Source organism: Pseudomonas sp. LBUM1671 (assembly GCF_059695685.1).
The window spans coordinates 5,534,636-5,547,250 of sequence record NZ_CP166782.1; the positions used below are offsets into that span (position 1 = coordinate 5,534,636).

Below are 12,615 nucleotides of genomic sequence, written 5' to 3' on the forward strand. Positions count from 1 at the left end.
TCAGTTGACCGTGACCTGACCGAGAGCCGGTTTCTGTTCCTGGGCCTGATGTTGTGGCGCGTAGACCTGAGTGAAGCGCACCGGCGGCAGGTCGAACTGGCCTTTCTGCGAAAAGCGCACCAGATGACGCAGGCGCAGTTCGCCGCTCAAGGCATCGACCGGAATGGCATACGCCATCTGGCCCGGTTCGAAACGCGCTTTCTCCAGTGCAGTCGGTTCCGTGCCGGCCTTGCCCATGAGCTTGATGCCCCAAGTCGTGCGCTCGACATCGGCGCCCGGCGGCAGCGGCACTTCAATCATGCCGTAGCGCAACGGCTTGGCGGCTTTGCTGGTGATGATCACTTCGTCCAGATACAGGCCGTCACTGGACAACGGTTTGTTGCCCACCGCTTCAAGCTTGAATTGGAACGCTTCGTCACCCGGCACCAATCGAGACAGGCGCCGGGTGATGGTCACCGCCATCGGCTCAACCGGCGGTTGTTTGGTCTGGAAGCTCAGCGCGGCGCGCAACGGACGTTCCTGCGTTCCGGTCAGCGACAACACCGCCGGCACAGACGGAGCACCCTGCCATGTCCAATACATCTCACCGGTAGCACTGTGTTGTTTTTTCCAGCCTTCACCCGGAGCCAGTGCAATCGTCGGCGACGCTTGCTCGATGCTGCGCTGCAACCAGGTCAACGCCAACGCGCGCTCCAGGGTTGATTGCTGTGGCAGCAACCGTTGCAACAACGCTTGCGCACGAGCCTGATCGAAGGTTTGCAGCGACAGGTTCAAGGCTTCGGCAAAGGGCTGAGAACTGACCGCCAGACGTTGCTGTGCATCCGGCAGCTGACGATTGAATGCGTCGGGCAAAGCCACCTTCGACTGACGCGCCAGCGATGCCGTCAGCGCACGAGCAGCCGCCAGACCCAATGCGGAATCCGGATCGCTCATGACAAGGCTGTCCTCGCCATCCTCCATCAGGTTCGCCGCATTGCCCTCGCCTGCGTTGGCCAAGTCATCCATCAAACCGCTGAGCAACGTATTGACCGGCAATTGCATCTGCTTGGCGAACGACAGAATCAGCGCCCGCTGCAACAACGGCGTGTTTTTCGCCTGCTTCGAATACACCTCCAGCACCCGCTGCCAATGCTCCGGCGGCAGGCTCAGTTCCAGCGCTTTGCTGGCGTGCCAGTCGGCGTAATAGGCGTAGGCAGTGAGGAACGCATCCGGCTCACCGTCCATGCCCCACCAGGTGAAGCTCGCGGAAGGCCCGGCCATTTGCACCAGGCGCAGGCGGCTGTTCTGCATGATCAGGCGCAAGCGATCGCGGATCTGCGGGTTCGACGACAAGGTCGGATACGCAATGCTCAACGGCAGCAAACGGCTAGCCGTTTGTTCGACGCCGCCGTACGGATAGCTCAGCAAATCATCGAGCGCCGAGCGGAACAGCGCTTGCGGACTGTCATCCAGACGCAGGCGAATATCCGTCGCGTCCGCCGGCAGCGTCAGCGGCGTGTCACCGCTGGCCACGTCCAGGCTCTGGCTTTGCGTCACCTGCCAACCTTCGCCGGTCGCAGTCAGGCGCACGGCCAGGGCATCGGCGGTTTTACCGTCCTGCACCAGTTCGGCGGCCCACTCGCCGGAGGCCAGCGCGAACGCCGGCAGCGCGATGTAGTTGATGCCGTTGTTGAGCGTTACCGGCACGCGCTGCTCGGTGCCGCCGTAATGGATGACCAGTTCAGCCTTGACCGGTTTTTCGGCCTGGCTGAAAGCGAACACACCGAGATCCGGTTTGTCGCCATTGCGGAACTTGGTCGGGCCGCTCCACTTCAGGTACAGCGGTTTCTCCGAGCGCACGAATTGCTTCTTCTGCCCGACCTGACCGTCATCGGCGATGGCCCGCGCAGTGATGCGCCAGCGGGTCAGCGAGTCCGGCATTTTGAAGGTGAAGCGGATTTTGCCGTTGGCGTCGGTGATCAACTCAGGTTCCCACGCGGCGGTGTCGACGTCTTCGCGACGCGGCCGTTCCAGCACTTTCACGCCGCGTTCGCTGCGGTTGGCTTTGCCCGGTGCCCCGGGGCTGCCCGGCAGCGCAACGTCGTAGCTGATAAACGACAGACTGGCGCTGGTGCGCACGTTGTTGCGGCGCGGGTGGTAGAAGAACTGGTCGATGGTCGGCGCGACTTCCGGTTGCAACGCGTAGACCATTTCATCGACCACGCTGACGGTCAGGTGCGCCGGAATCGGCTTGCCGGCGAACTGGGTAGTCAGGTCGACCGACACGGTATCGCCCGGCTGGTACGACTCTTTATCGGTGGCAATGGCGACGTCGATTTGCGGCGCGATCACCTTGATGCCGGCGTTCTGGAAGCTGTACTGACCGCCCTTGGTGTACAGCACCGAGAACGTCAGGTTCGGCGCGAAATTGTCCTTCACCGGAATGCGCGCGCGGTATTGGGTGTCGCTGAGTTTTTCCATCTTCAGCCAGTCGCCGCCCTTGGACAGCAGCGCGGTGGACTCGACCTTGTCGCGTTCCAGCGACAGCAAGGCATCGCTCACTGGCTCAGGGAAAGTGATCAGCGCCAAGGCTTCATCGCCTGCCTTGTACTCGGGTTTGTCGAGGACGATTTCCACGGTGCCGGGCACCGCTTTCACGCCATCGCCCGTGACCGAATGGCCAGTGGCGCCGACGACTCGACCATGGCCATCTTTCAACGTCAGGTTGTAGGTGCCCGGACGGTCGAAGGCCAATGTGAAGCCTTTATCGGTTGCGGTGAGTTTGCCGTCGCCGGTGCTCTGGTCTTCCAGACGCACCCAGCTGTAGCTGCCCGGCGTGACCGCTTTGCTTTCCTCGCTGCCGCCTTCGTTGGCGTAGCTGAACGCAACCTTGTCGCCCACTGCGCTGAACCGCTGCGGGGCGCTCAAGCGGAAACTGGCGGCACCACGGTCGATGAGGATTTCCTTGGTGGTCTTGACCCGATACGCCGCGCCATCGCTGGCGAAAACGGTGAGCATGTAGCGACTCGGTTTCTCGGCGGCCGGCAGGTCGAGGGTCGCATTGCCCTTCGAATCCGTGGTCAGTTCGGTGCTGGTCAGTTCCACCGGGAATTGCCCGAGGTATTGCAGCTCGTTGTCGACCATCGACAATTGCTGGGCGCGCAGGCTCAGGCTCAACTTGGCGTTCGCCACAGGCTTGCCGTCCGGGTACAGCAGCACGAGGCTGCCTTTGACCGGTTCGCCGGTGCGGTAATCCTGCTTGGCCAGGTTCAGCGAGATTTCGAAGTGCGGCTTGATGTATTCGGCGACGCGAAATGCGCTGCTGTAAGCCTGATCCTTGTAGCTGAAACGCAGTTCATAACCACCCGCCACCGCGTTATCCGGTAGCTGGAAGCGGCCCTGGGTGCCGGACTTGGAATCGAGTTTCAGCGAGAGCGATTGCAGCGCCGTGCCAGTAGCATCGAGCACGGTGACGTTGACGTCGGCAGCGGTCGGCTGCACCGAATCCCGGGCATTCTTGAACTCGCGGCCGACGATTTTCAGCGACACCCAATCCCCCGGCCGATACAGCGGCCGATCGGTGAAGGCATAGAGTTTGGTGTCGTAGATTTCGCTGTCGTAGTAGAAGTTCTCGGAGACAAACACCCCGCCCTCTTCGTCCTCGCCGATCACGAACGAACGCTCGGGGCTGACGTGTTTCAGGCGCAGCAAACCATCGCCATCAGTGGCGCCGCTGCTCATCACGCCCAGACCATCGGTCCACAGCACATTGACCTTCGGCACCGAACTGCCTTCGTGTTTGCGCGCGGCCCAGACCAGCAGTTCATCACCGGCAATCTTGCTCACGGCGACGGTGTTGGAGACAAAGACCATGGTGGTCGCGCGGTACTTGCCGATCAGCGCTTCCACCAGGTACAAACCCGGTTTCAGGTTGCCCAGCGGAATGTAAACGTTGCCCGGTGCGACGCTGACGAACTCACTGGAAGAACCGGCCAGATTCACACCGGTAGGCGGCTGGATCGGCTTGGCTTGCCACAGCGGATAACGGAACTGACTGACCACCGGCAAACCCGGGATCAATGCGAATTGCGGCTGAGCGTCGTAGGGCGTTGGCGCGGCAATCGCGCTGCCCATCTTCAGTTCCGGCACTTCCTCGGTGACTTGTTTGCGCGACTCGTAGGAAAACGCCCGCTGCATCACACGACGGGATTTGCGGTACCAGTTGTCCCACAGGTACGCGAGGGTGTTCGACAGGCCTTCGCCCTTGAACTGGCCGTCACTGACCACGCGGTGCAGGTTCTTCTGGCGCTTGAGGAAATCCAGCGGTTTGTCGATGCGATACACCCGAATGTCGGCGCCGCCGTAAGGCTCCATGCGGAACCGGCGATAGTCGCGACCCGGTGCTTCGAGGCGCACCATCGCCTGCTCGTCGCTGGCGAAACTGCTGTCGGCCAGCAGGAAAAAGCTTTCACCGGCCACCGGCGTGTAGCCGCTCGGCTCGACGGAGTCTTCAGCGTTGACTGCTGAAAACGGCAACACCAGGAGCAACAGCAAAGGCAGAAAACGCAACATGCGGGCACCGATCATTGGGAGAGGAAGTTCAGTCGATAGACGCCGATGAAGTTGGGGTTGGCTGCGTCGGGTATCCATCGGGTGTCCTTCCATGTCATGAGTTGCTGCAGGCTCGCGGAACGCATGCCGTTGTCTGTGGGGGTGGTGGAGCCGGTGTGATAGGCGATGTAGCGGCCCATCCAGATCATCAGGTGCTGGTCGTCGCCCTGATCGAAAAACATCAGGTCGCCAGGCCGGGCCTGCGATACGTCGCGGCCCACCAGATGACTGTTGAACTGGATCAGTTTGATTGCGTTGACGTACGGCCCGACCTTGCCGCCGCCCTGCTGCCATTGCTGGGCGAGGCCGCGCTGGGCTTCGCTCAGTGGCAGCTCTGGCGGCAGGTAACGGTTGGACAGGCCATTGCTGCGCAGCCATTTATCGTCGTGGACTTTCAGCGCTTCGTTGGCGGCGAAACGCACCAGGCCCGCGCAGTCCTGCTGATACCAGCGCGGACTCGGGCCTTGGGTCAGTTGTTCCTGGGCGATGCGCACGAACCAGGCGCGGAACACCTGGGATTGCTGCGGATCCAGCGCTGCCGCTTCGGTGGCAAATGCGCGACTGCCCAGCAACATCGCCAGCAGGCCGAGGCCTCGGATAAGTGCGGTCACAGGGATTTCCATTCCAGCGGCAGCCACTGCCAATGGCCGTCAGGCTCACTGCCTTCAGGCAAGGTCAGGGCGTATTTTCCGTAACCGCCGAGCTTGCGCAGTTTCGGGATCAGGTAGGTTTGCGCGGCGTTGTAGAACACCGGCTCCATGTCCTGCGGCAGGCTGTCGAGGGTTTCCTGTTGCATCAGTTGCGCCATGGCATCCGGGCCGAAGTAGACCGGCATCAGCAGGTCTTTCGGCACCACGTCGGCCATCGGCGGGAAGCGTTTGTCGAGGGTGCCGAGTGCCTTGTCCACGAGCTTGTCGTCGAGGGAGAACAGCAACGTCGAACCGTGACGCGCGAGACTGACCTTCATGAACGCCTTGCCGGTGATCGCGTCCGGGTTCTCGGCATCCTTGGCTTTATAAGGACCGAAGTTGGAGCTGACCTGGCGCTGCCATTGATGGCTTTGGCCTTCCTGCTTCTCGACCACCGGGAACGCGTGTTCTTCAACGTTGCCTTCGTAGGCGCCGACCATCGAGCCGAACAGAGTGCCCAGGTCGCCGTCGAGTTTGGCGCTGTCATCATCGTTCAGGCTGGCCACCAGCAACGGCGTGTACAGCCGCGAATCGGCGTACCAGCAGAGTCCGGCCGCACCGGCCATGTGTTCGGTCAGGGACTGGGCCACGGTTTCGTCGGCGCCCAGTTTCACTAGCAGCGGTTTCTGTTGTTCGGCGGCGAGCGGCAAGGCCACGCAAGCACTGGCGCCCATCGGCATGGCTTGCCAGATCGGTTTGAAATCGAAGTCCGGTTGGTTGTCCAGTTCGTCCATGGCGAGGAAGCTGTGCCAGCCCTTGTCGTCCATGTCGAAGCGCAGGCCGGCGAAGTTCGGGATGAAACGCTGGTAACCCATGGCCAGAACGCTGGCGTTGACCGACAAGCGTTGTTTCACTTCAGGCGTGCGCGGTGGCAGGCCGAAGGCTTCGGGGAACAGTTTCTGACCGCCGAGCAGTGCTTCCAGCGCTTGGGTCGACACCATGCCGCGCTCGTCAGTCGGGCCGTGGCCGGTGTCATACAGCTTCGAAGGGTTGGACAGCACCACCAACTTGTCGCCATAGGAGGCGAACACCAACGCTTTGCTGTTGTTGTAGGTCAGTTGATACAGCGGCACCGCATCGCCGGCGACCTTGATTTCACCGAGCTGGGTCAGCTGCGTATCATCCAGTGCCACTTTGGCCAGCGGCTCCAGCACCTTGGCCAGACCACCGCGATCCATCACCAACAAAAAGTCTTTCAGACGACCATCCGCCCCGCGCCACAACGCCACATCCGCCGGCTGATCGAAGAGTTGCTCGATCAGGCTGTCCTGCAATTTCAGGTCATGTTCGTAAATGATCCGCCGCAGACTGCCGATCAAACCGAGGCGATCGGCATGCGCTTCGTAATAGAAGACGAAATCTTCGGTCAGGGTTTCCTTGAGGAACGGCACGGCCAGCAAGTCCTTGGGCAACTGGCTCAAGGAGTGGGTTTCGAGCAGGCCGTCCGGGCGGCTCATGCCCAGTTTGTCACTGGCCAACTCTGCCGCTGGCGCCTTGGGTTTGTGCATGAACCAGCCCAAACCGCCCGCCACGCCGGCCACCAGGACCAGCCCGACCAGCAGCGCCGGCCAGCGGCGAGGAGTTTTGGCAGCAGGCGTTTCGGCGGCCGGAGAAACAGTGTTATCACTCATGTTCACAAAACCCGATGTCATCCGTGGAGCGGGATGCTTAATAGTTGAAAGTCTTGACCAGCAGCAGGTCACCGATGGCCCGCAGGGGCACGATGAAGGTCTCGCGTTTTTCGTCGACGGTGTTTTCGTTGAGCACCAGGTTGATCTGCGAGGTGATCACCTCGTTCTGGTTGCTGGTCTCATCGAAGTTATAGCCGCCGCTGCCGAAGTTGCCCCAATAGTTCACGTAAACCAGATAGGTGCCATGCATCGGTGCGGTCATGGTGAACATTTCCGGGCCAGGGCCATCGACACCGTCCGGGTCCAGGCCGCCGCCGTTGCTCATCGCCGGGCGAGCCCAGAACGCATGCTGGCCGTCGGGGGTCACGATGTGCAGATCGAGTTCGGCTTTCGGATCGTCCCATCCCAGCACCACGCGAATCCGCGCCGGCGTGCGCAGGTTGTTCGCTTCATAAAATTGAACGCGCTTGAGGGATTTGCCTTCGACACTGCGCACTTCGACGCTGTTGGAGCCGGCACCGAACGCATACGGCCGGGCGAAACGCCCTTGGTCGTCGGTGTACAGATTCAGGGGATTGCCGTTGACCGCCAGCGTGTGCGGCCCGCGTTGAGTGCCGATGGCCTTGAGCTGACCCTGGATCATCGTGCGATTACGCTGCACGCCCCGGTCGATGGGCGGCGTGGGATAGGCAACTTGAGGGTATTCGCTGCGATCGAGCAGGCCGTTGTAGCGCCAGCCGCCGACCGGTTCCGACAGCTCAGCCGTCGACTCGGCCCAGGCAGCGGTCGCGCAGACCCACCCCATCAGCACTAGAAGTAATGAACGCATGTGACGCCTCCTGCCATGCATAACGAAACCTTGCACCCGATCCTCGGCGCGTTACAGATCCAAAAACTGCGTTTCGTCAGAAAGACCCGTGACTATTGGGTCGTAGAAGGCGCGAAGGTTAGCCATTTGGCGGTTTTTTAACAATCGGATACATCTATATTTGCGGTAGGAATCACGGTGTTTTTTGGACGTGAGCCGAATAAAGAGGTTATTCGGCTCACGAAATGAGCCGAATACGACTATTATTCGGCTCATTGACCTTGGAGCACCTGAATTCATGGCACCTCACTGGATCTGGCAACAGCCCGAATGGCCGAATTTCAACTGGCAAGCCGAGCGCCTGACACCGCTGCTGCGTGAGTGCGTGCAGGCGCAAGGCCGGTTGATGGGCATGGCCAGTTCCGTGGGTGGCTCGCTAAGTGCGCAGAGCGAACTGGATGCGTTGTTGCAAAACATCGTGACGTCTTCCGCTATCGAAGGTGAACAGCTCAATGTTGGCTCGGTCCGCTCTTCGCTGGCGCGGCGCCTGGGTCTGGAACAGGTCGATGGCGATCACGTCAGTCAGCGCAGCGAAGGTCTGGCGGAGTTGATGCTCGATGCCACCCAGCACTTTGCGAAACCGCTGACGCTGGAGCGATTGCTGGAATGGCATGAGTGGCTGTTTCCGGATCAGGACACTGACCTTGCTGCTCGAGCGATGCATGTCGGCGCGTTACGCGGCGATGAGCCGATGCAGGTAGTTTCAGGCCGGCTCGACCGACCGACCATTCACTTTGAAGCGCCTCCCCGTCGTGGCCTTGAGCAACAACTCGATACGTTCCTTGCCTGGTTTGAAGCCAGCCGAAGTCAGGAAGGGCTCGATCCATTGCTGCGGGCCGGCATCGCGCACTTCTGGTTCGTCACCTTGCACCCCTTCGACGATGGCAATGGCCGCCTGACACGCACCCTCACCGATCTGGCGCTGGCTCAGGGCGAGGCACAGGCCATCCGTTTCTATGCGATGTCAGCGAGCATTCTTGAGGATCGCGCTGGCTATTATCGGGTGCTGGAAGCCAGCCAGAAGGCGACGACGGATATTACTGATTGGTTGGAATGGTTTCTGAAAACCTTGCTGCGCAGCTTGCACCAGGCTATGGCGCGGATCGAATCCGTGTTGGGCAAGGCGCGTTTCTGGCAGACGCATCGGCAGTCCCCCTTAACGGCGGAACAGACCAAAGTGCTGAATCGCCTGCTTGATGGCGGGGAGCGCGGTTTCGAGCATGGCATCAGTGCGGCGCAGTATCAGGCAGTGGCGAAAGTATCCAAAGCTACTGCCACTCGTCATCTGAGCGAACTGTTGGAGAAAGGCTACCTGAAGCGTCTACCAGGCGGCGGGCGCAATACTCGATACCAGATCAGCTACCCCGATGCCTCCACCGATTAATCAGGATCAACGCTGTCCTGTGGCGAGGGAGCTTGCTCCCGCTCGGCTGCGCAGCAGTCGTAAATTGCTGAATGCGGTCTTCTTGAAAAAACCTGGGTGAATGGTCTTGGGGCCGCTGCGCGACCCAGCGGGAGCAAGCTCCCTCGCCACAAGGGGTGTTTTCAACTTGGGATCAAGGCTCAAAAACCCGCCCTCATTTGCCCATAACCCCCATGTCTGCTAGTGTCGCGCCGGTTTAACGTCAACCGGAAATAGCCGCCATGGCCCGCAAAAAAGCTGCACTGGATTTCGAACAATCTCTCGCTGACCTGCAAACGCTGGTGGAGCGTCTGGAGAACGGCGAATTGTCGCTGGAAGACTCGCTGACGGCTTTCGAGCAGGGCATCGGTCTGACACGCGATTGCCAGGCGGCGCTGGCCCAGGCCGAGCAAAAGGTTCAAGTGCTGCTCGAGCGTGATGGCGAGTTGGCCGAGGAACCCTTCGACGCGGATCAGCCAGAATGATTGCAGCGTATTCGGCGACCAGTCAGGCCCGCGTCAACGCCGCACTGGAAACCTTGTTCAACGCGCCGAGCCCTGAGCTCGCGCGCTTGTACGAAGCCATGCGCTACAGCGTGATGAATGGCGGCAAACGGGTTCGCCCGCTACTGGCCTACGCCGCGTGCGAAGCGCTCGGTGGCAAGGCCGAGCAAGCCAACGGTGCGGCCTGCGCCGTTGAGCTGATTCACGCTTATTCCTTGGTGCACGACGATTTGCCGGCCATGGACGACGACGATCTGCGTCGTGGCCAGCCGACGACGCACAAGAAATTCGATGAAGCCTGCGCAATTCTGGCCGGTGACGGCTTGCAGAGCCTGGCGTTCAGCGCCCTGCTTGATCCGCGCCTGAGCAACTCTGACGCTGCTCTCACCTCCGATCACCTTCGCCTGCAAATGGTCAGTGCCCTGGCATTGGCAGCCGGCCCGGCCGGCATGGTCGGCGGCCAAGCCATCGACCTCGGCTCGGTCGGTCTGAAACTCGATCAAAAAGCCCTCGAAACCATGCACCGGCACAAGACCGGCGCGCTGATCGAGGTCAGCGTCAAACTCGGCGCCCTGGCCAGTGGCCGCGCCGAGAAGGACGAACTGAAGTCCTTGCAGACTTATGCACAGGCCATCGGCCTCGCTTTCCAGGTGCAGGACGACATTCTCGACGTCGAGAGCGATACCGAAACCCTCGGCAAACGTCAGGGCGCCGACATCGCTCGCGACAAGCCGACCTACCCGGCCCTGCTCGGCCTCGACGCGGCCAAGGCTTACGCCCTGGAATTGCGCGATCAAGCCCTGCATGCGCTGCGACCGTTTGACGCGGCCGCCGAGCCGTTGCGCGATCTGGCCCGCTACATCGTCGAACGGCGCAGCTGACAGCGTATCCGCCAAAAAAGAGCAACGCGTGGGCAGGGGGCGATGCATCAGGTAAACTGCCGCATCTTTTATACCTATAACGATTCGCCTGATGCCCACGACGTTTCATGAGATTCCCCGCAAGCGCCCGACCACGCCCCTGCTCGACCGTGCCAACACGCCGGACGGCCTGCGCCGGTTAGGCGAAGCCGAGCTGGAAACCCTGGCCGATGAGTTGCGCCTGGAATTGCTCTATACGGTCGGACAGACCGGCGGGCATTTCGGTGCCGGCCTGGGCGTCATCGAGCTGACCATCGCGTTGCATTACGTCTTCGACACCCCGGACGACCGGCTGGTGTGGGACGTGGGTCATCAGGCCTATCCGCACAAAATCCTCACCGGCCGTCGCGAGCGCATGGGTACCCTGCGCCAGAAGGACGGCGTTGCGGCTTTCCCGCGTCGCTCCGAGAGCGAGTACGACACCTTTGGCGTCGGTCACTCCAGCACCTCGATCAGCGCAGCGCTGGGCATGGCCATTGCCGCCCGTCTGCAGAACAGTGATCGCAAGGCCATTGCGGTGATCGGCGACGGCGCACTGACCGCGGGCATGGCGTTCGAAGCGCTGAACCATGCGCCGGAAGTGAACGCCAACATGCTGGTGATCCTCAACGACAACGACATGTCGATCTCGCGCAACGTCGGCGGGTTGTCGAACTACCTGGCGAAGATCCTTTCCAGCCGCACTTACGCGAGCATGCGTGAAGGCAGCAAAAAGGTCCTGTCGCGCCTGCCCGGCGCCTGGGAAATCGCCCGTCGCACCGAAGAATACGCAAAAGGCATGCTGGTCCCCGGCACGCTGTTCGAAGAACTGGGCTGGAACTACATCGGCCCGATCGATGGCCACGACCTGCCGACCCTGATCGCCACCCTGCGCAACATGCGCGATCTCAAAGGCCCGCAGTTCCTGCACGTCGTCACCAAGAAAGGCAAAGGCTTCGCCCCGGCGGAAGTCGACCCGATCGGTTACCACGCCATCACCAAGCTTGAACCTGTTGATGCGCCGGCCGCGGCGCCGAAGAAATCCGGCGGACCGAAGTATTCCGGCGTGTTCGGCGAATGGCTGTGCGACATGGCCGCGTCTGATCCGCGCTTGGTGGGCATCACCCCGGCGATGAAAGAAGGTTCCGACCTGGTGGCGTTCAGCGAGCGTTTCCCGCTGCGCTATTTCGATGTGGCGATTGCCGAACAGCATGCTGTGACCCTCGCCGCCGGCATGGCCTGCGAAGGTGCGAAACCGGTGGTGGCTATCTATTCGACGTTCCTGCAACGCGGTTACGACCAACTGATTCATGACGTCGCGGTGCAAAACCTCGACGTGCTGTTCGCCATCGACCGCGCAGGCCTGGTCGGCGAAGACGGCCCGACGCACGCGGGCAGTTTCGACCTGTCGTTCCTGCGCTGCATCCCCGGCATGCTGGTGATGACCCCGAGCGACGAAAACGAACTGCGCAAAATGCTCACCACCGGTCACCTGTTCAACGGTCCGGCGGCGGTGCGCTACCCGCGCGGCTCCGGCCCGAATGCAACGATCGAAAAAGACCTTCAACCGATCGAAATCGGCAAAGGCGTGGTTCGTCGCCAGGGCAACAAAGTCGCCCTGCTGGTGTTCGGTGTGCAACTGGCCGAGGCGCTGAAAGTCGCCGGGAAGCTGGATGCGACCGTGGTCGACATGCGTTTCGTCAAACCGCTGGACGAAGAACTGGTTCGCGAAATCGCTGGCAGCCACGAGTTGCTGGTGACCATCGAAGAGAACGCGATCATGGGCGGTGCCGGTGGCGCGGTCAGCGAATTCCTGGCCCGTGAAAACATCCTCAAGTCGATGCTGCATCTGGGTTTGCCCGACAGTTACGTCGAGCATGCGAAGCCTGCGCAAATGCTGGCTGAATGCGGGTTGGATGAAGCGGGAATTGAAGCGTCGGTTCGTCAGCGGCTGCAACTACTGAACATCTAAACACCAGACACATGCAAAACCCTGTGGGAGCGGGCTTGCCCGCGATAGCGAAATGACAGTC

The 12,615-nt window shown here is 61.3% G+C and carries 8 protein-coding genes; 4 read left to right on the forward strand and 4 right to left on the reverse strand.

The features are described from left to right. Genes ACA060_RS25600 through ACA060_RS25615 form a run of 4 tightly spaced genes read right to left on the reverse strand, consistent with a single transcriptional unit; the run spans position 1 to position 7,739 of the window. The gene (locus ACA060_RS25600) at positions 1–4,566 is read right to left on the reverse strand and encodes an alpha-2-macroglobulin family protein (RefSeq protein WP_497313963.1); all 4,566 of its coding nucleotides are present in this window, start codon (positions 4,564–4,566) and stop codon (positions 1–3) included. Further along, positions 4,563–5,213, reverse strand: coding sequence for a DUF1175 domain-containing protein (locus ACA060_RS25605; RefSeq protein ID WP_497313965.1), 651 nt, complete (start codon positions 5,211–5,213; stop codon positions 4,563–4,565). Before ACA060_RS25605 ends, ACA060_RS25600 begins: the two co-directional genes overlap by 4 nt. After that, positions 5,198–6,910 carry a DUF2138 domain-containing protein gene (locus tag ACA060_RS25610; RefSeq protein WP_497313967.1) on the reverse strand — a complete coding sequence of 571 codons (1,713 nt, stop codon included), beginning with the start codon at positions 6,908–6,910 and terminating at the stop codon, positions 5,198–5,200. The genes ACA060_RS25605 and ACA060_RS25610 overlap by 16 nt, the downstream gene beginning before the upstream one ends. 37 nt (positions 6,911–6,947) lie before the next feature. Next, complete coding sequence (locus ACA060_RS25615; protein ID WP_497313969.1) at positions 6,948–7,739, reverse strand: YfaP family protein; 792 nt, start codon at positions 7,737–7,739, stop codon at positions 6,948–6,950. A 277-nt stretch (positions 7,740–8,016) separates the two neighbouring features. Here ACA060_RS25615 and ACA060_RS25620 point away from each other — a divergent pair, with 277 nt between their 5' ends. The 4 genes from ACA060_RS25620 to dxs all read left to right on the forward strand — a co-directional run bounded on the left by ACA060_RS25620 (position 8,017) and on the right by dxs (position 12,554). Beyond that, on the forward strand, positions 8,017–9,162 hold the full coding sequence (locus ACA060_RS25620) for a Fic family protein (RefSeq protein WP_497313971.1): 1,146 nt from the start codon (positions 8,017–8,019) through the stop codon (positions 9,160–9,162). Between the two features lie 260 nt (positions 9,163–9,422). Continuing rightward, the gene (locus ACA060_RS25625) at positions 9,423–9,665 is read left to right on the forward strand and encodes an exodeoxyribonuclease VII small subunit (protein WP_007894317.1); all 243 of its coding nucleotides are present in this window, start codon (positions 9,423–9,425) and stop codon (positions 9,663–9,665) included. After that, positions 9,662–10,564 carry a (2E,6E)-farnesyl diphosphate synthase gene (gene ispA / locus ACA060_RS25630; protein WP_109635185.1) on the forward strand — a complete coding sequence of 301 codons (903 nt, stop codon included), beginning with the start codon at positions 9,662–9,664 and terminating at the stop codon, positions 10,562–10,564. The genes ACA060_RS25625 and ispA overlap by 4 nt, the downstream gene beginning before the upstream one ends. Before the next feature lie 91 nt (positions 10,565–10,655). Continuing rightward, positions 10,656–12,554: a 1-deoxy-D-xylulose-5-phosphate synthase gene (dxs, locus tag ACA060_RS25635; RefSeq protein WP_497313973.1), complete on the forward strand. Its 1,899-nt coding sequence runs from the start codon at positions 10,656–10,658 to the stop codon at positions 12,552–12,554. The last annotated feature ends 61 nt before the right edge of the window (positions 12,555–12,615 follow it).